The sequence below is a fragment of the Pseudomonas sp. ICBG1301 genome, assembly GCF_016918385.1.
GTDB lineage: Bacteria > Pseudomonadota > Gammaproteobacteria > Pseudomonadales > Pseudomonadaceae > Aquipseudomonas > Aquipseudomonas palleroniana.
This window is the reverse complement of sequence record NZ_JAEKGB010000004.1, coordinates 338,996-358,416: the sequence shown is the minus strand read 5'-3', so window position 1 is coordinate 358,416 and position 19,421 is coordinate 338,996. Positions and strand designations below refer to the sequence as shown.

Below are 19,421 nucleotides of genomic sequence, written 5' to 3'. Positions count from 1 at the left end.
GTATCAGAGAGTGGGAACGGGATAGCTCCGTAACGCCACTAACAAAGCCGCGGCACTCGCACCGCGACAATCCACAACTTTTTCTGCGCCCGCAGCCCGCGCCATCTCATAGACTCGCGGGCTGGGCACGAACAATGGCAGCCGTGCCACCTGTGGCCAGTCCGGCCCGGCCAGGGCTTGCAGGTGCAGCAAACCCTGCCCACTGCTGACCACCACGCCGTTCAAGCGTTCCAACTGGATGCGTTGCATCAGCACCCCAGCGTCATAAGCCGGCAAGAAACGGCGATACAACTCCAGATAGTCGACACTAGCACCTTGTTCGCGCAAACGCTCAGCCAGCAGCTCTCGGCCGCCCTCACCCCGCAGGATCAATACACGGGCGCCTGGACCTGCGATAGCCTCGCGCAGGGTCGGCAATGCAAGCAAGGCCTCGCTGTCGTCGCCGGTTTGCGGATATTGAACGTTGAGGCCGTGATCGGCCAGTACCTGTGCGGTGGCCGCGCCGACACTGAACCAGGGCAGTTGCGGCCAGACTCGATCCAACTGCTGCAAGGCCAGGCGTGCGGCAGGCTTGCTCACCACAATCACCGCACAATAGCGGCCCAGGCCACTAAACACAGCTTGTTGCTCAGCCGTGACCGGCAAAGCTTCGATATCCAGCAAGGGCAGGCTGCTGCTGAAAATGCCGGCCTCGGACAATGACGCCGCCAGCGCCATCGACTCTTCGGCTGGCCGCGTCAGCAGCACACGCCACTGGGTCACTGCGGACCCGCCTCACCGTAGACCTTTTGCAGAATGGCGCCGGCACCCTTGGCCAACAGTTCCTCAGCCACCTGGATGCCCAAGGCTGTGGAGTCACGCTGTGGCCCACGCACTTGAGCGGTGAGCAACGTGCCGCCGTCCGGGTCGCCTACCAAGCCACGCAGCCAAAGGTTTTCACCTTCAAGCACGGCATAACAGGCAATCGGCACCTGGCACCCCCCGTTAAGGTGCTTGTTCAGGGCGCGCTCGGCGGTGACACGGACTTCAGTATCCGGATGATCAAGGGGCTTGAGTAGGGCGTGAATTTCACTGTCGGCGGTACGGCATTCGATGCCCACGGCGCCCTGTCCGCCTGCGGGCAAGCTGTCTTCGACGCTGATCGGCGAAGTGATGCGGTCTTCGAAGCCCAGGCGGATCAAACCGGCGGACGCGAGAATGATCGCGTCGTACTCTCCGGCGTCCAGCTTGGCCAGGCGGGTATTGACATTGCCACGCAGGAAGCGAATTTGCAGGTCCGGGCGACGGGTGAGCAACTGCGCCTGGCGACGCAGGCTGGAGGTGCCGACGATACTGCCCAAGGGCAGTTCGTCCAGAGACTTGTAGGTATTGGAAACAAACGCATCACGCGGGTCTTCGCGTTCGCAGATGCAATACAGGCCCAGGCCTTCGGGGAAGTCCATGGGCACGTCTTTCATCGAGTGCACGGCGATATCGGCTTCGTTTTCCAGCAGTGCGGTTTCCAGTTCCTTGACGAACAAACCCTTGCCGCCGATCTTCGACAGGGGCGAATCCAGCAGTTTGTCGCCGCGACTGACCATGGGCACCAGGGTCACCTTGAGACCCGGATGGGCCTGTTCAAGGCGTGCTTTGACGTATTCGGCCTGCCACAAGGCCAAGGCGCTTTTACGGGTGGCGATGCGGATTTCGCGAGAGGACATGGATCAATCCGTACTGAATAGATACGGCAGATAATAACAGCTCAGGCAGACACGCTTTGATTTGAATCAGCAAGTGCGGGGCCTCCCTGGCCGCATCGCACCGGGATCGGGGCTGAAAACCTCGCCGCAGCCTTTGGGCTAAAGCTGCTGCATCATCTTGCGCACACCCGCGACATGGCGTCGACTGACGATCAGGGCATCACCGTTAAGCCCTTTCAAAAACAGCTGAAAGTGCCCAAGGGGGGTGCGCTGCAGGCGCTCTATTCGCTCACGGGCCACCAACGCGTTGCGATGGATACGCACAAAGCGGTCGCCGAACTCATCCTCGAGGGCCTTGAGGGGCTCATCAAGCAACACCTCGCCCGCCTCGTGCCGCAGGGTCACGTATTTGTGGTCGGCAATAAAGTAGACCACCTGGTCCAAGGGGATCAGCTCGATACCCTTGCGGGTGCGCGCACTGATATGGCTGCGCGGCCCGTTGCCACTTTGGGCGGCGGGCAGCGTCAGGGCACCGAGTTGGACGCGGTTTGGGCGCTCGGCCTTTTTCAGGGCCTTGAGCAAGGCTTCGCCAGTCACCGGCTTGACCAGGAAGCTGACGCCACTGGCCTCAAGCGTGGGTGCGGCGAACTCTTCGTGAGCGGCGCACAACACCACTGCGGGTGGCGACTCTCGCTCGCTCAAGCGAGCCGCGACTTGCAGGCCATCCAGGCCTGGCATGCGGATATCGAGCAACACCACATCCGGCTTGAGGCTGTCGATCAGCGTCAACGCCTCCTCGCCGTTGGTGGCGCTCGGTTCAAGGACTGTATAACCCTCGAGTTCACTGACCAAACGGCTCAGTCGCTCGCGGGCTTGGGGTTCGTCATCAACGATCAGGACATTCATATTGCGCTGGATTCCTGCGTGAGTCTCGCACAAGGATAGCGTAGACAGGTGCGGTGACTTGCGTCACAGCGATCCACGCTAAGACTAGCGCGAGCGGCAAAAAGTGCCCCAAGAGTGGCACCCATATTTACCCGGACCTGTTCAATTGCGCCCAAGACCGCCTGCCTCAGGGCATCGTCGTAGGGTTTACTGATACACAATCCGAATACCCCCCTTTTCTAATGGATAGTCAGGGCTTCGACCGCATCACCCGACTTTGGTGCATTCACGCTCTATCAGTGCAACTGTAGACGCTCACTGAGACCACATTGCTCAATCGTCAAATATCGTTTCAATAAACATCTGGCTCCAGTCTCTTCCCGGACGCGTTCGGCGGCAAGGCACTTAGCCACCCTTTGTACAAATAAAAATGCCGACCACCCGCAGCACCGCCTCCCCAGGCAACCCTGTTATTATCGCCGGTACACCTCCATGCCTCTTTTAAGCAGATCACGAGCGAATCCATGAGCACCGACAAGACCAACCAGTCCTGGGGCGGCCGCTTCAGTGAACCCGTCGACGCCTTCGTCGCCCGCTTCACCGCCTCCGTCACCTTCGACCAGCGCCTGTACCGCCACGACATCATGGGCTCGATCGCCCACGCCACGATGCTGGCCAAGGTCGGGGTGCTGACCGACGCCGAGCGCGACAGCATCATCGACGGCCTGACCACCATTCGCGGTGAGATCGAAGCCGGTACGTTCGACTGGCGCGTCGACCTGGAAGACGTGCACATGAATATCGAAGCGCGCCTCACCGATCGCATCGGTGTGACCGGCAAGAAGCTGCATACCGGTCGCAGCCGTAACGACCAGGTGGCCACCGATATCCGCCTGTGGCTGCGCGACGAAATCGACCTGATCCTGTCCGAGATCACCCGCCTGCAAAAAGGTTTGCTGGAGCAGGCCGAGCGCGAATCGGACACCATCATGCCCGGCTTCACCCATCTGCAGACTGCACAGCCTGTAACCTTCGGCCACCACCTGCTGGCCTGGTTCGAAATGCTCAGCCGCGACTACGAGCGCCTGGTGGATTGCCGCAAACGTGCCAACCGCATGCCCCTGGGCAGCGCCGCGCTGGCCGGAACCACTTACCCGATCGATCGTGAGTACACCGCACAACTGCTGGGTTTTGACGCCGTTGGCGGCAACTCCCTGGACGGCGTGTCGGACCGTGATTTCGCCATCGAATTCTGCGCCGCAGCCAGCATCGCGATGATGCACCTGTCGCGCTTTTCCGAAGAGCTGGTGCTGTGGACCAGCGCGCAATTCCAATTCATCGACCTGCCAGACCGCTTCTGCACCGGCAGCTCGATCATGCCGCAAAAGAAAAACCCCGATGTGCCCGAGCTGGTGCGCGGCAAAAGCGGTCGCGTATTCGGCGCACTGATGGGCCTGCTGACCCTGATGAAAGGCCAGCCGCTGGCCTACAACAAGGACAACCAGGAAGACAAGGAGCCGCTGTTCGACGCCGCCGATACCCTGCGCGACTCGCTGCGCGCCTTTGCCGACATGATCCCGGCGATCAAGCCCAAGCACGCAATCATGCGTGAAGCGGCCCTGCGTGGGTTCTCCACCGCGACCGACCTGGCGGACTACCTGGTGCGCCGTGGCCTGCCGTTCCGTGACTGCCATGAAATCGTCGGGCATGCCGTCAAATACGGCGTGGATACCGGCAAGGACCTGGCGGAAATGAGCCTGGAAGAGCTGCGCCAGTTCAGCGACCAGATCGAGCAGGACGTGTTTGCCGTGCTGACCCTGGAAGGCTCGGTCAACGCCCGCAACCACGTGGGCGGCACTGCGCCGGCGCAGGTCAAGGCAGCCGTCGCGCGCGGCCAGGCCCTGCTCGCCAGCCGCTGATGCATGCTTGTGGGAGGGGGCTTGCTCCCTCCCACATTTTGAACAGCACCAATGCTGACTATTTCTTGGCAGCGATCATCGCCAAAAATGCCGGCATCGCCGCTTCCCTGTCCGCCGCCACCTTCTGGGCATTAGGCATGGCGTGCAGTCGCTCCAGCAGCGCCTTGGCCTGCGCCAGACCTTCCAGAAAATCCAGCCCGAACAGCTTTTCGCCCACCGCGCAGGCAAGGTTCACGCTGTACATGAAATAGAGGTCGGCAATCGTAAAACTCTCACCCGCCACATACGGTGCAAACTTACCGTGACGCCCCAACGATGCGATCCCCAACAGCAAATCAGCCTTGGATTTCTCCTTGATTGCGTCCGGTACCGGCATACCGAAAAATGCCTCGGCAAAGCACGCGCGGGCCGGTAACTCGATATACAGTTCAATTTCCCGGCACAGCGCCAACACCTGGGCGCGTTGAAACGGATCGCCCGGCAACAGGGCAGGGCCTTCCTGGGTTTGCTCGATATATTCAAGGATTACGCTGGTCTCATTGATGAAACCCTGCTTCACGCCCAGCACCGGTACTTTGCCACGCGGGCTTACCGCCAGTGCCTCTGGAGTCTGGCTTGGGAAAAACAGCACTTCCTCAAACGGCAGTCCTTTCTCCATCAGCGCCAGTTTGACCATGTTGTAGTAGTTACTGACCGAAAAACCGTAAAGCTTGAGCATTGCGCGTGCCTCCATGCCATGTGTGGGGTTGGCTGCAAGCGTTATAGCCTCCCGAACCCGACCTTGCCAGCAGCATCACTTGCCTGAATGGGCGTAGACTGGCGTCCTTTCCTTGAGGAGCCTGCCATGAGCGAGCCGACCGATATCGACAACGACGAAGAAGAGTTCACCGAGAGCACGCTGACCCAGGCGATTGAAAACCAGATCGAGAGCGACAACCCGCCTGCCGCCAAGGCCACCTTCAACAAGCTGACGCTGGTGGGTTACGAGCGCGAAGACATTCTGAATCTCATGGCCCATGTATTGGCTGTCGAAATCGACAAGATGCTCGAAGAAGACCGCGCATTCGATACCCAATGGTACGAAACCGCGCTGCGTGCATTGCCCGACCTGCCTCCGGAAAACGCCTGAATCCAGGGATGTTGGTGGCTGGGAAGCCCGCTTCCTCGCCACAAACTTGCGCCATATCAAGACCCAGGAGTTTGTGACTGGACAGCCCGGCAAAGTGCGTTCACCTTATGTCCTGCTAGCCTCTAATAAATTCTAGAAAGTCTGGAGTCCTTATGTCGTATACCCCTGAGTTGGTTGCCGAACTGGAAATCCTTGCACTCTTCAACCTGGACAGCTCCCAGGAAGGTCTTAAAGTCCACCAGACCGCTGCCCCCACTGCCATCGCCGCTGCCAGGCGCCTGTTTGAAAAAGAGCTGATCACCCAACCCGACGGCGGCTACCTGACAAGCCTCGGTCGGGATGCAGCCGAGCACGCCCAAGGCCTGCTGACAATTCTGAGCACCACGAAAAAAGAAGCCGCCTGAGACCTGATACCGCCCACGGAGTCCGCTGGCTGCGGATTCCGAGGGCATTGCTGTGTAATAGTGAAAATTCTGGCGCCAAAAAGCCTTTTCCCCTCTAAACCTCCTACCCTTCTGACTGTAAACTCCTACACGGCCGCCCATGTCGGGCTCTTCGAGCCAACGCCTGCGAAATGACCCGCACCCACGAAATCCGCCCCGACCTGGATGAAGGCATCGACCGCAAGGTGCTGGCCCAGTTGCGCGCACGCTTCATGACCCTGAACGAGGGCCGCATGGCCCGCGCCGTCGAAGGGCTGACACCACGCCAGCAGAGCGTCTTGGCGATGTTGCCGCTGTTTTTCCACGTCAATCACCCGCTGTTGCCTGGCTACGTGTCCGGCAGCACCCCGGCCGGCCTGTCCAACTTCGAACCCGACGCCCAAGCCCTCAATGAAGCCCAACGCCTGACTCGCTCGTTCTCCTACAAGCCACGCCCGGTCAATCATCCCAGGCCGATCCACGGCCTCTTCCTGATGGGCAGCCTCGGCACCCTGGCCCAGGCGGATCAAAGCGATATGGACGTGTGGGTGTGCCACGCCCCGGACCTCAACGACAACGAACTGGCCGAGCTACGTAAAAAGTGCCAGCTACTGGAAGCCTGGGCCCTGACCATGGGCACCGAGGCGCACTTCTTCCTGATCGAACCGACGCGCTTTGTCCTGGGTGAGCGTGATACGCAGCTCAGCTCCGACGACTGCGGGACCACCCAGCATTACCTGCTGCTGGATGAGTTCTACCGCACCGCCATCTGGCTGGCCGGACGCACGCCGATCTGGTGGCTGGTGCCGGTGTATGAAGAAACCCGCTATGCCGAGTTCACCCATGCGCTGATTTCCAAGCGCTTTATCCGCGCCAACGAAACCCTCGATTTGGGCCACCTGGCGTACATTCCTCCAGGCGAGTTCATTGGCGCCGGCCTCTGGCAACTGTTCAAGGGCATCGAGTCGCCCTACAAGTCGGTGCTCAAGTTGCTGCTGACCGAGGTCTACGCCAGCGAACACCCGAACGTGCAGTGCCTGAGCCTGCGCTTCAAACGCGCGGTGTTCGCCAACCAGTTGGACCTGGATGAGTTGGACCCGTACATCGTGGTCTATCGGCGGATCGAGGAATACCTCAAGGCCCGCAACGAGCCGGAGCGCCTTGAGCTGGTGCGGCGCGCGTTGTACTTGAAGGTCAACCGCAAACTCAGCGCCGGCCAGCGCACCACCAGTTGGCAACGCCTGCTGCTGGAACGGCTGGCCCACGAGTGGGGCTGGGACCCGCGCCAGCTGACCCTGCTGGACAGCCGCAGCCAGTGGAAAGTGCGCCAGGTCGCGCTGGAACGCCGGGCGTTGGTCAATGAGCTCAATTACAGCTACCGCTTCCTGACCCAGTTCGCCCGCACCGAGAAGACCGTCAGCCCGATCAACCGGCGTGACCTCAATGTGCTGGGTCGACGCTTATATGCTGCTTTTGAACGCAAGGCCGGCAAGGTCGAGTTCATCAACCCCGGCATCGCCCCGGACCTGGCCGAAGACACCCTGACCCTGGTGCAATCGCCCAATCGTAAAGAGCCCGGCCGGCACTACTGGGGCCTGTATAACGGTAACCTTACGGCTCTGGAATGGGAGCACTTCGCGCCGATCAAGCGCAGCCGCGACCTGCTGGAAATGCTCACCTGGTGCCATCGCAACGGTGTGATCGACAGCAGCACCCGCCTGGCGCTGCACCCGGGCACCAGTGACATGACGGAGTTCGAGCTGTTCAACCTGCTGGGCAGCCTGCAGCAGACCATCGCCCTGCCCTTGGTCAGCGTCGATGAAGAACGCCTGCTGCGTTCGGCGGTTCCGGAAGAAGTGTTATTGCTGATCAATGTCGGCGTTGACCCGCTCAAACATCACCGCGACCTGAACATCCTGATGACCACCGAGCGCACCGACTCGCTCAGCTATGCCGGTGTACGCGACAACCTCGTGCTGACCCTGGATCAGGTCACGCTCAATAGCTGGAACGAGGTGATGGTCAGCCGTTACGACGGCCCCCACGCGCTGCTCGAATGCTTGCGTGACTACCTCAACCAACTGCCGCCGAATCACTTGCCCAGGTTGCGGGTACGCTGCTTCTGCCACAACCGTGCGCAGTTCATTGCCCAGCGCGTCGAAGAAATCTTCGATACCGCACAAAACCTGCTGATCGGCCAAGGCAATCACCGTTACCTGCTCCAGGTGCAGCAGCATTATCACGTGATGGAACTGGTGCCGGGCCAGGCCAACCATGTGTCGCTGCCAACCCAGGACGCACTGATCGCCTACCTCAGCGAAGAACTCGCCAGCTACAGCCCGCTGCACCTGGACGCCATGGCCCTGGAAGACCACGACTTGGCGTTGCTGCTGCCCATGGGCCTGGCCGATTGCGTACAGGTGTTCTACCGGGTCAATGAAGGCCATGCCGAGTTGTACGTACTGGATGAGTTCAATGCACTCTGGCAGCAACGCCTGCCCTTTCATGACGAACAGAGCCTGTTGGCACCGTTGCAACGGTTCCTTCAATCGATCATCTATCGCCGCGAGGCCCTGTCGTCCCTGGACACACAACAACCGCTGGGCGAAGTGCGAACCCTGTATTACCAGCTATTGCCGTCCGGCAGTACCCGTGCACGCGGCATCGAGCCTCGGCCGGCACCTTCGACCCCGGCCGACAAAGCGTTTTATGAGGTGCAGGCGATTATCGGCAAAGCCGCTCACGGCCGAGTGGGCATCACGCTGTACTGCAATCAGCGCGAGTTTTCCGAACTGGAATTTGGCGACCAACTGTTTGCCGTGGTCGCCCAGGAGATCGTCGGGCAACGCCGCGAAGCCGAGCGCTACCGCTGCTACATCACCGACCTGGACCTCTCGGGCCTGCTCGGTGATGTGCAAAGCCCGAGCAACCTGTATCTGCGCTACAAGGCCGAGCTCGAACTCTCGCTCAACAAGGCGCTGAACCAGGTTTAGAGAGGAAAGGCGCCGCCATCCTTGGGCTGGCCTTCAACGCTGAGCAACTCCAGCTTGAGGGTCTTGCCGCCCGGTGCCGGCCAGTCGATGTGCTGGCCTATCTGCAGGCCGAGCAACGCACTGCCCACCGGTGCCAGGATCGAGATTTTGCCTTCATCGGCGTTCGCGTGTTTCGGGTAGACCAGGGTCAGGTGGTAGTCCTTGCCGCTGCCTTGCTCGCGACAATGCACGCTGGAGTTCATGGTCACGACACCCGCAGGCACTTCATCGTGACCAACCACGTCTTCGGCGCGGTCGAGTTCGGCTTGCAACGCTTCGACGCCGGGAGACTCGTCGCCCAAGCGGTCGATCAATTGCTCCAGGCGCTGCACGTCAAGACGGGTGAGGATGATGGACGGTGCGGTGGTCATGATTCAGGCAGACTCCTTTTTTCTGCACAAAAAAGCAAAACCCCGCCAAAAAAGGCGGGGTTCTCGCGGACCTCGATGAGTTGAGGTGTATCTGGACACTACCACAGCGTCACAAATAAACAAGACGGCCTCAGACGCGCGCCCTGCGCTGCTCGGCTTCGGCACAAATCACCCGGCGCCGGGAATCGTCGGCGGAGCGCCATTCACGGATGTCTTCCACGTGACGAAAGCAGCCAAGGCAGACTTTCTGCTCATCCAGTCGACACAAACTGATACAAGGTGACGGCACCGCCGGGCTGACATTACTGAACAGTGGCTTTGGCGGGCGTGCAGGTGCGGGCTGGGTCACCGTCAGATCTCGTCGAAGTCCAGCTCGACGCCGGTGTAGTCGTTGACCAGGCGCGTGAGCATCTCGCTCAGCAGCTCTTCACTCTTGTCGCACTGCCATTTGCCGCTTTCTTCGTCGTAGTCGAAATGTACACCACCAGAACGCGCCGCCAGCCAGAGCTGACGCAGCGGCTCCTGACGACTGAAGATCAGCTGCTGGCCGCTCTCGAACTTGACCGTCAGCACGCCAGCCGAATTTTCCAGATCCACGTCCAGGCCGCTGTCGTCGAAAATATCTTCCAGCGCCTGCTGGGTCGAATCCACCAAGTCGTGAAAACGGGCTTCGGTCAAACTCATTGTGGCAACCTCAAAAGTGTCTGGTTCTGCTCAAGCGCCGCACCATACGGGCGAGCTTCGCCAATTGCAAAGGATACCGATTTCAACACGATTGGCGGCGTGAAATATCCTCAAGCAGCGTAGTACGCTTCCCGGCCGTCTCGGCAAACCCCCGCCGGACGGGTATTTCAGCGCATAGGCAAGCTGGCGGGTGGTCGGTATACTCGGGCGCAATTAATGCATATTCAAGGATTTCGCCATGAAGCGCCTGATCTCTTCCCTTGCTGCGCTCGTCGCGGTCGCTTGCCTCGTTAGTGCCTGTGGTCAAAAAGGCCCGCTGTACCTGCCGGATGACAGCAAAGACCCGAACGACCAGGCACAATCGTCGCAAAAGCCATCCAAAGCGCATAAGCACGACACCTACGAATAAGGGAACTCCATGGACGCTTTTAACTACCGGGACGGCGAGCTGTTCGCGGAAGGCGTGGCGTTGTCCGCGATTGCCGAGCGCTTTGGCACCCCGACCTATGTGTACTCCCGTGCGCATATCGAAGCCCAATACCGCAGCTTTGCCGACGCGCTGGAAGGCACACCAAGCCTGGTGTGCTACGCGGTCAAGGCCAACTCCAACCTGGGTGTACTGAATGTCCTGGCGCGCCTGGGCGCCGGTTTCGACATCGTCTCCCGTGGCGAGCTGGAACGCGTGCTGGCAGCCGGTGGCAAAGCGGACAAGATTGTGTTTTCCGGCGTCGGCAAAACCCGCGAAGACATGCGCCGTGCGCTGGAAGTCGGCGTGCATTGCTTCAACATCGAATCCACCGACGAGCTTGAGCGCCTGCAAGTGGTCGCCGCCGAGATGGGCGTTCGTGCGCCGATCTCCCTGCGCGTCAACCCGGACGTCGATGCCGGCACCCACCCGTACATTTCCACCGGTCTCAAAGAGAACAAGTTCGGCATCGCCATTGCCGACGCCGAAGACGTGTACATCCGCGCCGCTCAACTGCCCAACCTGGAAGTGCTGGGCGTTGACTGCCACATCGGCTCGCAACTGACCACGCTGCCACCGTTCCTGGACGCCCTCGACCGCCTGCTGGCACTGGTCGACCGCCTCGGCGAATGCGGTATCTACCTGCACCACATCGACCTCGGTGGTGGTGTGGGCGTGCGTTATCGCGACGAAGAACCGCCGCTGGTGGCCGACTACATCAAGGCAGCACTCCAGCGCATCGAGGGCCGCGGCCTGACGCTGATGTTCGAGCCGGGCCGCTACATCGTTGCCAATGCCGGCGTGCTGCTGACCCAGGTCGAGTACCTCAAGCACACCGAGCACAAGGATTTCGCCATCGTCGACGCGGCGATGAACGACCTGATCCGCCCGGCGCTGTACCAGGCCTGGATGAACGTCACCGCTGTAACACCGCGCGAAGGTGTTGCACGCGCCTACGACATCGTCGGCCCGATCTGCGAGACCGGCGACTTCCTGGCCAAGGATCGTCAGTTGGCCCTGGAAGAAGGCGACCTGCTGGCCGTACATTCGGCAGGTGCCTATGGGTTTGTCATGAGTTCCAACTACAACACCCGCGGCCGTACCGCCGAGGTGCTGGTGGACGGTGATCAAGCGTTCGAAGTGCGTCGCCGCGAGACGGTAGCCGAGTTGTATGCTGGCGAAAGCCTGCTGCCGGAGTAAGCCATGCTGCTGCGTTTTACCAAGATGCACGGGCTGGGCAATGACTTCATGGTCCTCGACCTGGTCAGCCAGCACGCGCACATCCAGCCCAAACACGCCAAACAGTGGGGCGACCGTCACACCGGCATTGGCTTCGACCAGTTGCTGATCGTCGAGGCGCCAAGCAACCCGGAGGTGGATTTCCGTTATCGGATCTTCAACTCCGACGGTTCCGAAGTGGAACAGTGCGGCAACGGTGCACGTTGCTTTGCGCGCTTCGTGCTGGACAAGCGCCTGACCGCCAAACGCCAGATTCGCGTCGAGACCAAGGGTGGCGTGATTGAACTGGATGTCCGCAACGACGGCCAGATCAGCGTCAACATGGGCGAGCCCCGCCTGGTGCCGGCAGACATTCCGTTCCAGGCTACCGAGCAGGCCGCAAGCTACGCGCTGGAGGTTGACGGCAAGAACGTCGACATCGCTGCCGTCTCCATGGGCAACCCGCATGCCGTGCTGCGGGTCAATGACATCAACAACGCTCCTGTGCATGAATTGGGGCCGAAAATCGAACATCACCCGCGCTTTCCGGCACGGGTCAATGTGGGCTTCCTGCAGGTGATCGACCGTTCCCGCGCGCAATTGCGTGTATGGGAACGCGGCGCCGGCGAAACCCAGGCTTGCGGTACCGGTGCTTGCGCCGCTGCCGTGGCCGCGATCAGCCAGGGGTGGATGGATTCGCCGTTGCTGATCGACCTGCCCGGCGGACGCTTGTCCATCGAATGGGCAGGCCCTGGCCACCCGGTGATGATGACCGGGCCGGCCTCGCGCGTATACGAAGGACAGGTCCGTCTATGAGTGAGCCAAACCAATGACCGATAAGCCTCAAGTACCCGCACAAGCATCCCCAACCGACAGTCTGGAGGCCGCTGCCGTCGCGGCGTACCTTGAGGCTCATCCGGACTTTTTCGTCGATCACGAAGAACTGCTGCCGGCCCTGCGCATTCCTCACCGGCGCGGCGACACCGTTTCGCTGGTTGAGCGCCAGATGAACATCCTGCGCGAGCGCAATATCGAAATGCGCCATCGGCTCTCCCATCTGATGGACGTGGCCCGCGACAATGACCGCCTGTTCGACAAGACACGCCGCCTGATCCTGACCCTGATGGACGCCAACAGCCTGGAAGAAACGGTGATCGCCGTGGAAGACAGCCTGCGCCAGGACTTCCAGGTGCCGTTTGTCAGCCTGATCCTGTTCAGCGACAACCCGATGCCGGTGGGTCGCTGGGTCAGCGGTGGCGAGGCACAGACCGCTATCGGTGGCCTGCTGTCCGAAGGCAAGACCATCAGCGGCACCTTGCGCGAACACGAACTGGACTTCCTGTTTGGTGCCGAACAACGCAAGCAGATCGGCTCCACCGCCGTGGTCGCCCTCAGCCACCAGGGCCTGCATGGCGTATTGGCCATCGCCAGTCGGGATCCTGCGCACTACAAGAGCTCGGTGGGCACGTTGTTCCTGACCTACATTGCCGAAGTGCTTGGCCGCGTATTACCGCGCTTCACCAGCACCTTGCGCGCGGTGCGCTAGCCATGGAACGGCAACTGGACGCTTATTGCGCTCACCTGCGCAACGAGCGCCAGGTGTCGCCCCATACCCTGCAAGCCTACCGGCGGGACCTGGACAGGGTCCTGGCACACTGTAAAAAACAGCAGATCACCAGCTGGAAGGCCCTGGATATCCAGAGCCTGCGCAGCCTGATCGCCCGCCTGCACCAGGCCGGCCAATCTTCGCGCAGCCTGTCACGCCTGCTATCAGCGGTGCGTGGCCTGTATCACTTTCTGAACCGCGAGGGTCTGTGCGACCACGACCCGGCCAATGGCCTCTCTCCGCCGAAGGGCGAACGACGCCTGCCGAAGACGCTGGATACCGATCGCGCCCTGCAATTGCTCGATGGCGCCGTTGAAGACGACTTCCTCGCCCATCGCGACCAGGCGATCCTTGAGCTGTTCTACTCCTCTGGCCTGCGGCTATCGGAACTGACCGGCCTGAACCTTGACCAACTGGACCTGGCCGACGGCCTGGTGCAAGTGCTCGGCAAGGGCAGCAAGACCCGCGTGCTGCCGGTGGGCCGCAAAGCCCGGGAAGCGTTGCAACTGTGGCTGCCGCTGCGCGCCCTGGCCAACCCGGTGGACGATGCCGTGTTTATCAGCCAACAAGGGCGGCGCCTCGGACCACGAGCAATCCAACTGCGGGTCAAGGCGGCCGGAGAGCGAGAATTGGGGCAGAACCTGCATCCACACATGCTGCGCCACTCCTTTGCCAGCCATCTGCTCGAATCCTCCCAGGACCTGCGTGCGGTACAGGAGCTGCTCGGCCACTCCGATATCAAGACCACGCAGATCTACACCCACCTCGATTTCCAACACCTGGCAACGGTATACGACAGCGCCCATCCTCGGGCCAAACGCATCAAGGGCGGCGACTCATGAGTATCAAACTGATCACTTTCGACCTGGACGACACCCTGTGGGACAACGTCCCCGTCATTATCAGTGCCGAAGCGTCGATGCGCGAATGGCTGGCGACCCATGCCGCCAAGGTCGGCGACCTGCCGCTTGAGCATTTCGCCAGCCTGCGCCAGCAAGTGCTGGAGCGCCATCCCGAGTTGAAGCACCGCATCAGCATCCTGCGTCACCGGATACTGCTGCATGCATTTGAAGAGGCCGGCTATCCACCGCCTGAAGCCGCACAGATGGCGGACATATGCTTCGAAGCCTTCATCCATGCGCGTCATCAGCTCACCCCTTTTCCCGAGGCCGAGCCCATGCTTCAAGCCTTGCGCCAGCACTTCCTGCTGGGGGTTATCACCAATGGCAATGCCGATGTGCAACGTGTGGGGCTGGCGGACTACTTTCACTTCGCCCTGCGCGCTGAAGATATCGGCATTGCCAAGCCGGATGCGCGACTGTTTCAAGAGGCATTGCAGCGGGGTGGCGTGGAGGCCGACCAGGCGGTGCATATTGGCGATCATCCGGGGGATGACATCGCTGGGGCGCAGCAGGCCGGCCTTCGGGCGGTGTGGTTCAACCCGACGGGCAAGGCGTGGGAAGCGGACAAGCGTCCGGACGCGGAGATTCGCAGCCTGACCGAGTTACCGCCACTGCTCGCCAGCTGGCAATGACCTGTCTTCGGTTCTACACCCGCGCTGGGGGGCGAAGCCGCCCCAACAAGGGCATCGCGGTATTTCAGAAAAACCGAGGCGCCTGGGTTTAGGGCGGCTTTGCCCCCCAGCGCGGGGCAAGCCCGCTCACTACAATGACCAGGGCATGAAAAAGCCCGCAGCGACGGCGGGCTTTTTCTTACAAGCAGGTGGCTGACCTCAGATAGGTCGGCTGCCGTACTTGTTATCCGGCTTCTTCGGTGGGTCTGCCACCACGTTAGCCTCGACTTCCTGCACTTTGCCACCTTTGGCGAGGAACTCTTCCATCGCACGGGCAAGCGCGTCGCGCTCTTTGTTCTTGGCTTCAACACTCGGCAGTTCGTCTACCGAAACCGCAGCCTTGGCTTTGCCTTTGGCCGCAGGAACAGGTACATCATCACCACCGTCGTCTTCAGCAACGTCTTCCGCCGCGGCTTCAAGACCTTCTTCGGTGTCGTCGTCACCCACTTCGAGGTCGTCGTTTTCCAGATCATCGTCGCTCATGTTCTACCTCATGACTTGCGAAAAGCAGATTAGTTATAGCCCAGCTTCGCCTTCTGTCGAAGGTCGCCGGAAAAAAATCAACATCCACCGGATAACCAGTGGCTTATGCCTCATCACCGTGCAAGGTGGCGAGGACTTTACGAGCACCGCCATGATCACGGTGCTCGCCCAGATAAACACCTTGCCAGGTCCCCATCGCCAAGCGGCCGGCCTTGACCGGCAGACTCAGCTGGCAGCCCAGGAGACTGGCCTTGAAGTGCGCCGGCAGATCATCCGGACCTTCGTCGTTGTGTTCAAACCCCGCACGGCCCTGCGGCACCAGTGAGTTGAAATAACGTTCGAAGTCACGGCGAACCGCCGGATCGGCGTTCTCGTTGACCGTCAACGAAGCCGAGGTGTGCTGCAGCCACAGATGCAACAGGCCCACGCGACATGCCTTCAATTCAGGCAAGCCGGCGAGCAACTCATCGGTTACCAGGTGAAAGCCCCGGGGCTTGGCCCGCAGAGTAATCAGGGTCTGTTGCCACATACAGTTCTCCGCCTATCGGCGCGCATTCTAGCGTGCTCTGGAAAAAAACAAAGTGCCGAATACGCCTACATGCCTGTAAGACATTCGCACGGTAAAAAGTGCCGTGTGCGCCGCATCACAAAGTCCGCACAAAAACCGTTACAGCCTTTTGGAACTGACAAACGCCAGACAAAAAAATGCCCGGCAAGCCGGGCATCTTTTTTTCGCGGATTTACAAGTTGTAACCGCGTTCGTTGTGTTGCGCCAGATCGAGGCCGACCGCCTCTTCTTCGTCGGTAACCCGCAGGCCCATCACCACATCCAGCACCTTGAGGATGATGAAGGTCACGATGGCCGTGTAGATCACGGTGAAGCCGACGCCTTTGCACTGAATCCAGACTTGCGCCGCGATATCAGTGGTGGCTGCGTTGAAGCCGCCCAGCGAAGGTGCCGCGAACACACCAGTCAGGATCGCACCCAGGATACCGCCGATACCGTGCACGCCGAAGGCATCCAGGGAGTCGTCGTAACCCAGCTTGCGTTTCAGGGTAGTGGCGCAGAAGAAACACACCACACCGGCGGCCAGGCCGATCACCAGTGCGCCCATCGGGCCCACGGTGCCGGCGGCTGGAGTGATTGCCACCAGGCCAGCCACCACGCCCGAGGCGATGCCCAGTGCGCTCGGCTTACCGTGGGTGATCCACTCGGCGAACATCCAGCCCAGTGCCGCAGCAGCGGTAGCGATCTGGGTCACCAGCATTGCCATACCGGCAGTACCGTTGGCAGCCGCTGCGGAGCCGGCGTTGAAGCCGAACCAACCCACCCACAGCATGGCCGCGCCGACCAGGGTGTAACCCAGGTTGTGCGGTGCCATCGGGGTGGTCGGGAAGCCTTTACGCTTGCCGAGTACCAGGCACGCCACCAGGCCAGCCACACCCGCGTTGATGTGCACCACGGTGCCACCGGCGAAGTCCAGCACGCCCCAGTCGCCCAGCAACGAACCCGGACCGCCCCATACCATGTGGGCAATCGGTGCGTAGACCAGGGTGAACCAGACGCCCATGAAGATCAGCATCGCGGAGAACTTCATACGCTCGGCAAAAGCACCGACGATCAGCGCAGGAGTAATGATGGCGAAAGTCATCTGGAAGGTGACGAACACTGCCTCGGGAAACAGCGCCGCAGGGCCCGTGATGCTCGCTGGGGTCACGCCCGACAGGAACAACTTGGACAGGCCGCCCACGAAGGAGTTGAAGTTGACGACGCCCGCTTCCATACCGGTGGTATCGAACGCCATGCTGTAGCCGTAGACAAACCACAGGATGGTGATCAGGCCGGTGATGGCGAAGCACTGCATCATCACGGAAAGAATGTTTTTGGAGCGCACCATGCCGCCGTAAAACAGCGCCAGACCCGGAATGGTCATGAACAGCACCAGCGCGGTGGAGGTGAGCATCCATGCCGTGTCGCCGGAATTGAGGACTGGAGCAGGTGCTGGGTCCGCCGCCAATGCCAGGGCAGGCATTACGAGGGACAACAGGGCTCCTAGCCCTGCGAATTTACGCAGAGTCATATTGTTTTCTCCTGGGGCGTTAAGGGGTTTGGCGGCTTAGATTGCGTCGGTATCGGTTTCGCCGGTACGGATGCGAATAGCCTGTTCCAGATTGACCACGAAGATCTTGCCGTCACCGATCTTGCCGGTGTTGGCCGCCTTGGTTATCGCCTCGATAACCCGGTCAAGATCCTTGTCGTCAATGGCGACATCAATCTTCACCTTCGGCAGGAAATCGACCACGTATTCCGCGCCGCGATACAGCTCGGTATGACCCTTCTGCCGACCGAAGCCTTTGACCTCAGTAACGGTAATGCCCTGCACGCCGATCTCGGACAGTGACTCGCGTACATCGTCCAACTTGAACGGCTTGATGATGGCAGTGACTAGCTTCATGAAAACTCTCTCCCGAATTGGTGGACTTGCCCCAGGAAAACAAACCCGTCTCAAGTCTAAGCGCAGTGCCTGGCTTTGTAACGCATCGTCGCCTCGACAATTACCGTGGCGACGCCAGCGAACCACTGGTGACGAAACCTGTACCCCTGATCCGTCGGCGCACTGCATTCGTCACAGCGACTGCATCAGTGCATGGGTCATGATCGTCTAAGCAGAAACCTTGCCAGCTCCGTAAAAATCATTGAAATCAGTCCATTGCCCACTTGTGCCCACCCGCGGGGCGTTTTGACGACGCCAATGCGCACAAAAACAGTGCGCCACCGCCAGACCTCCTGCGCGAAAAGCGTGCGCTCGCGGCCGTGAAAAAGACTATAGACGCTGCGTGATACACTGGCGCCCAACAGTTTTCCGGAATATTTCCCATGCTCGCGCCCAAAGACTTCCTCGACGCCCTCAGCGGCCACGCCTCTCGCTTGTTCAGCGGCGAAACCCCGCTGCCTCGCACTGAAATCGAAAGCCAATTCAAGGCGCTGTTGCAAAGCGGCTTCAGCAAGCTCGACCTGGTGAGCCGGGAAGAATTTGACAGCCAGATGGTCGTGCTTGCCCGCACGCGAGCGCGACTCGAGAGCCTGGAGGCGAAGGTGGCGGAACTGGAAGCCAGGCTGACGCCACCCGCCGAATGAGCACGGTCAGTGTGGGCGCTGTCGAGCGTTAGCCCGGCAGAGCCCACATAAAGCGCTGCTGCCTGCGCCGGATACGTTCTGTAAAACCTCCCCCGCTTCGCTCTTCCCCGCCTCGTCTACCCTTGAAAAACCGCAAGAAGCGGCACCCTTTTCAAGGAACGCGCATGTCCCTCGCCATCGTCCACAGCCGCGCCCAGGTTGGCGTCGAAGCCCCCGCAGTGACCGTCGAAGTGCACATGGCCAATGGCCTGCCATCGCTCACATTGGTGGGTTTGCCGGAAACGGCTGTGAAGGAAAGCAAGGACCGCGTGCGCAGTGCGATCCTCAACTGCGCACTGCAATACCCGTCCCGCCGCATCACCCTCAACCTCGCGCCCGCCGACCTGCCCAAGGACGGCGGGCGTTTTGATCTGGCGATTGCCTTGGGGATCCTGGCAGCCAGTGTGCAGGTGCCGGCATTGATGCTCGATGATGTGGAATGCCTGGGAGAGTTGGCGCTGTCCGGCGAGGTGCGGGCAGTCAAAGGGGTGCTGCCGGCGGCGCTGGCAGCGCGCAAGGCTGGGCGCACTGTAATAGTGCCTCGGGCGAATGCCGAAGAAGCCTGCCTGGCGTCGGGGTTGAAGGTGATTGCGGTGGATCACCTGCTGCAGGTGGTGGCGCACTTGAATGGGCATGTGCCGATTGAGCCCTATAAGTCCGACGGCTTGCTGTGCCTGAACAAACCCTATCCGGACCTGAGCGAAGTACAGGGCCAGCTTGCGGCCAAGCGCGCGTTGCTGATTGCCGCTGCGGGCGCGCATAACCTGCTAATGTTG

At 60.8% G+C, this 19,421-nt stretch carries 22 protein-coding genes and 1 pseudogene; 12 read left to right on the top strand and 11 right to left on the bottom strand.

Going from position 1 to position 19,421, the window contains the following annotated elements:
- Window positions 1–3: 3 nt before the first annotated feature.
- The 3 genes from JBE38_RS11705 to JBE38_RS11695 form a co-directional block, all read right to left on the bottom strand.
- On the bottom strand, window positions 4–762 hold the full coding sequence (locus tag JBE38_RS11705; RefSeq protein ID WP_205344345.1) for a uroporphyrinogen-III synthase: 759 nt from the start codon (window positions 760–762) through the stop codon (window positions 4–6).
- Window positions 759–1,700 (bottom strand): hydroxymethylbilane synthase, encoded by a 942-nt coding sequence (hemC, locus tag JBE38_RS11700; protein ID WP_205344344.1) that lies wholly within the window; start codon window positions 1,698–1,700, stop codon window positions 759–761. Before hemC ends, JBE38_RS11705 begins: the two co-directional genes overlap by 4 nt.
- A 138-nt stretch (window positions 1,701–1,838) precedes the next feature.
- Window positions 1,839–2,585 (bottom strand): LytR/AlgR family response regulator transcription factor, encoded by a 747-nt coding sequence (locus JBE38_RS11695; RefSeq protein WP_060753609.1) that lies wholly within the window; start codon window positions 2,583–2,585, stop codon window positions 1,839–1,841.
- A 503-nt stretch (window positions 2,586–3,088) separates the two neighbouring features.
- On the opposite strand from JBE38_RS11695, the gene argH reads away from it, so the two are divergent.
- Complete coding sequence (gene argH / locus JBE38_RS11690; protein ID WP_034110688.1) at window positions 3,089–4,483, top strand: argininosuccinate lyase; 1,395 nt, start codon at window positions 3,089–3,091, stop codon at window positions 4,481–4,483.
- A 58-nt stretch (window positions 4,484–4,541) separates the two neighbouring features.
- Here argH and JBE38_RS11685 read toward each other — a convergent pair whose 3' ends face one another.
- Window positions 4,542–5,201, bottom strand: a complete 660-nt coding sequence (locus JBE38_RS11685; protein WP_205344343.1) for a glutathione S-transferase family protein — start codon at window positions 5,199–5,201, stop codon at window positions 4,542–4,544.
- 126 nt (window positions 5,202–5,327) lie between these two features.
- Here JBE38_RS11685 and JBE38_RS11680 point away from each other — a divergent pair, with 126 nt between their 5' ends.
- The 3 genes from JBE38_RS11680 to JBE38_RS11670 all read left to right on the top strand — a co-directional run bounded on the left by JBE38_RS11680 (window position 5,328) and on the right by JBE38_RS11670 (window position 9,027).
- On the top strand, window positions 5,328–5,612 hold the full coding sequence (locus JBE38_RS11680; protein WP_060753611.1) for a hypothetical protein: 285 nt from the start codon (window positions 5,328–5,330) through the stop codon (window positions 5,610–5,612).
- A 152-nt stretch (window positions 5,613–5,764) separates the two neighbouring features.
- Complete coding sequence (locus JBE38_RS11675; protein WP_060753612.1) at window positions 5,765–6,016, top strand: TIGR02647 family protein; 252 nt, start codon at window positions 5,765–5,767, stop codon at window positions 6,014–6,016.
- A 170-nt stretch (window positions 6,017–6,186) separates the two neighbouring features.
- A complete protein-coding gene (locus JBE38_RS11670; protein ID WP_205344342.1) occupies window positions 6,187–9,027 on the top strand; it encodes a class I adenylate cyclase in 2,841 nt (946 codons plus the stop codon).
- Here the strand turns inward: JBE38_RS11670 and rnk are convergent.
- The 3 genes from rnk to cyaY all read right to left on the bottom strand — a co-directional run bounded on the left by rnk (window position 9,024) and on the right by cyaY (window position 10,121).
- Window positions 9,024–9,437, bottom strand: coding sequence for a nucleoside diphosphate kinase regulator (gene rnk, locus JBE38_RS11665; RefSeq protein WP_060753614.1), 414 nt, complete (start codon window positions 9,435–9,437; stop codon window positions 9,024–9,026). The genes JBE38_RS11670 and rnk overlap by 4 nt on opposite strands.
- A 130-nt stretch (window positions 9,438–9,567) precedes the next feature.
- Entirely contained in the window at window positions 9,568–9,786 is a 219-nt protein-coding gene (locus JBE38_RS11660; protein ID WP_081086974.1) for a DUF1289 domain-containing protein, read from the bottom strand.
- Between the two features lie 2 nt (window positions 9,787–9,788).
- Window positions 9,789–10,121 carry an iron donor protein CyaY gene (gene cyaY / locus JBE38_RS11655; RefSeq protein WP_060753615.1) on the bottom strand — a complete coding sequence of 111 codons (333 nt, stop codon included), beginning with the start codon at window positions 10,119–10,121 and terminating at the stop codon, window positions 9,789–9,791.
- A 238-nt stretch (window positions 10,122–10,359) separates the two neighbouring features.
- Between cyaY and lptM the strand changes: the two genes are divergently transcribed.
- Genes lptM through JBE38_RS11625 form a run of 6 tightly spaced genes read left to right on the top strand, consistent with a single transcriptional unit; the run spans window position 10,360 to window position 14,945 of the window.
- Entirely contained in the window at window positions 10,360–10,530 is a 171-nt protein-coding gene (gene lptM, locus JBE38_RS11650; RefSeq protein WP_078739734.1) for an LPS translocon maturation chaperone LptM, read from the top strand.
- 9 nt (window positions 10,531–10,539) lie between these two features.
- Window positions 10,540–11,787 carry a diaminopimelate decarboxylase gene (gene lysA / locus JBE38_RS11645; protein WP_205344341.1) on the top strand — a complete coding sequence of 416 codons (1,248 nt, stop codon included), beginning with the start codon at window positions 10,540–10,542 and terminating at the stop codon, window positions 11,785–11,787.
- Between the two features lie 3 nt (window positions 11,788–11,790).
- Complete coding sequence (gene dapF, locus JBE38_RS11640) at window positions 11,791–12,621, top strand: diaminopimelate epimerase (RefSeq protein ID WP_090368005.1); 831 nt, start codon at window positions 11,791–11,793, stop codon at window positions 12,619–12,621.
- A gap of 13 nt (window positions 12,622–12,634) precedes the next feature.
- The gene (locus JBE38_RS11635; RefSeq protein ID WP_060753618.1) at window positions 12,635–13,351 is read left to right on the top strand and encodes a DUF484 family protein; all 717 of its coding nucleotides are present in this window, start codon (window positions 12,635–12,637) and stop codon (window positions 13,349–13,351) included.
- A gap of 2 nt (window positions 13,352–13,353) precedes the next feature.
- A complete protein-coding gene (gene xerC, locus JBE38_RS11630) occupies window positions 13,354–14,253 on the top strand; it encodes a tyrosine recombinase XerC (protein WP_205344340.1) in 900 nt (299 codons plus the stop codon).
- Window positions 14,250–14,945: an HAD family hydrolase gene (locus JBE38_RS11625; RefSeq protein ID WP_205344339.1), complete on the top strand. Its 696-nt coding sequence runs from the start codon at window positions 14,250–14,252 to the stop codon at window positions 14,943–14,945. Before xerC ends, JBE38_RS11625 begins: the two co-directional genes overlap by 4 nt.
- Window positions 14,946–15,143: 198 nt before the next feature.
- On the opposite strand, the gene sutA is transcribed toward JBE38_RS11625, so the two are convergent.
- From sutA to glnK, 4 genes are all read right to left on the bottom strand, one after another.
- The gene (sutA, locus tag JBE38_RS11620) at window positions 15,144–15,467 is read right to left on the bottom strand and encodes a transcriptional regulator SutA (RefSeq protein ID WP_198760999.1); all 324 of its coding nucleotides are present in this window, start codon (window positions 15,465–15,467) and stop codon (window positions 15,144–15,146) included.
- A 103-nt stretch (window positions 15,468–15,570) separates the two neighbouring features.
- Window positions 15,571–15,996: a secondary thiamine-phosphate synthase enzyme YjbQ gene (locus JBE38_RS11615; protein WP_060753622.1), complete on the bottom strand. Its 426-nt coding sequence runs from the start codon at window positions 15,994–15,996 to the stop codon at window positions 15,571–15,573.
- A 211-nt stretch (window positions 15,997–16,207) separates the two neighbouring features.
- Entirely contained in the window at window positions 16,208–17,548 is a 1,341-nt protein-coding gene (locus JBE38_RS11610; RefSeq protein WP_104995009.1) for an ammonium transporter, read from the bottom strand.
- Window positions 17,549–17,584: 36 nt separating this feature from the next.
- Entirely contained in the window at window positions 17,585–17,923 is a 339-nt protein-coding gene (gene glnK, locus JBE38_RS11605; RefSeq protein ID WP_002555808.1) for a P-II family nitrogen regulator, read from the bottom strand.
- 422 nt (window positions 17,924–18,345) lie between these two features.
- Between glnK and JBE38_RS11600 the strand changes: the two genes are divergently transcribed.
- Window positions 18,346–18,606 carry an accessory factor UbiK family protein gene (locus tag JBE38_RS11600; RefSeq protein WP_060753624.1) on the top strand — a complete coding sequence of 87 codons (261 nt, stop codon included), beginning with the start codon at window positions 18,346–18,348 and terminating at the stop codon, window positions 18,604–18,606.
- Window positions 18,607–18,770: 164 nt separating this feature from the next.
- Window positions 18,771–19,418 (top strand): annotated as a pseudogene (locus JBE38_RS11595) (magnesium chelatase domain-containing protein); the annotation flags it as partial.
- Window positions 19,419–19,421: the final 3 nt, after the last annotated feature.

What these genes read in the sequence shown, in the direction of transcription:
- argH (WP_034110688.1), top strand. Translation starts at nt 3,089, where the DNA reads ATGAGCACCGACAAGACCAACCAGTCCTGGGGCGGCCGCTTCAGTGAA.
- JBE38_RS11635 (WP_060753618.1), top strand. Translation starts at nt 12,635, where the DNA reads ATGACCGATAAGCCTCAAGTACCCGCACAAGCATCCCCAACCGACAGT.
- JBE38_RS11600 (WP_060753624.1), top strand. Translation starts at nt 18,346, where the DNA reads ATGCTCGCGCCCAAAGACTTCCTCGACGCCCTCAGCGGCCACGCCTCT.
- JBE38_RS11670 (WP_205344342.1), top strand. Translation starts at nt 6,187, where the DNA reads ATGACCCGCACCCACGAAATCCGCCCCGACCTGGATGAAGGCATCGAC.
- JBE38_RS11675 (WP_060753612.1), top strand. Translation starts at nt 5,765, where the DNA reads ATGTCGTATACCCCTGAGTTGGTTGCCGAACTGGAAATCCTTGCACTC.
- rnk (WP_060753614.1), bottom strand. Translation starts at nt 9,437, where the DNA reads ATGACCACCGCACCGTCCATCATCCTCACCCGTCTTGACGTGCAGCGC.
- dapF (WP_090368005.1), top strand. Translation starts at nt 11,791, where the DNA reads ATGCTGCTGCGTTTTACCAAGATGCACGGGCTGGGCAATGACTTCATG.
- JBE38_RS11680 (WP_060753611.1), top strand. Translation starts at nt 5,328, where the DNA reads ATGAGCGAGCCGACCGATATCGACAACGACGAAGAAGAGTTCACCGAG.
- lysA (WP_205344341.1), top strand. Translation starts at nt 10,540, where the DNA reads ATGGACGCTTTTAACTACCGGGACGGCGAGCTGTTCGCGGAAGGCGTG.
- sutA (WP_198760999.1), bottom strand. Translation starts at nt 15,467, where the DNA reads ATGAGCGACGATGATCTGGAAAACGACGACCTCGAAGTGGGTGACGAC.
- JBE38_RS11615 (WP_060753622.1), bottom strand. Translation starts at nt 15,996, where the DNA reads ATGTGGCAACAGACCCTGATTACTCTGCGGGCCAAGCCCCGGGGCTTT.
- glnK (WP_002555808.1), bottom strand. Translation starts at nt 17,923, where the DNA reads ATGAAGCTAGTCACTGCCATCATCAAGCCGTTCAAGTTGGACGATGTA.
- xerC (WP_205344340.1), top strand. Translation starts at nt 13,354, where the DNA reads ATGGAACGGCAACTGGACGCTTATTGCGCTCACCTGCGCAACGAGCGC.
- lptM (WP_078739734.1), top strand. Translation starts at nt 10,360, where the DNA reads ATGAAGCGCCTGATCTCTTCCCTTGCTGCGCTCGTCGCGGTCGCTTGC.
- JBE38_RS11695 (WP_060753609.1), bottom strand. Translation starts at nt 2,585, where the DNA reads ATGAATGTCCTGATCGTTGATGACGAACCCCAAGCCCGCGAGCGACTG.
- JBE38_RS11685 (WP_205344343.1), bottom strand. Translation starts at nt 5,201, where the DNA reads ATGCTCAAGCTTTACGGTTTTTCGGTCAGTAACTACTACAACATGGTC.
- JBE38_RS11610 (WP_104995009.1), bottom strand. Translation starts at nt 17,548, where the DNA reads ATGACTCTGCGTAAATTCGCAGGGCTAGGAGCCCTGTTGTCCCTCGTA.
- JBE38_RS11625 (WP_205344339.1), top strand. Translation starts at nt 14,250, where the DNA reads ATGAGTATCAAACTGATCACTTTCGACCTGGACGACACCCTGTGGGAC.
- hemC (WP_205344344.1), bottom strand. Translation starts at nt 1,700, where the DNA reads ATGTCCTCTCGCGAAATCCGCATCGCCACCCGTAAAAGCGCCTTGGCC.
- cyaY (WP_060753615.1), bottom strand. Translation starts at nt 10,121, where the DNA reads ATGAGTTTGACCGAAGCCCGTTTTCACGACTTGGTGGATTCGACCCAG.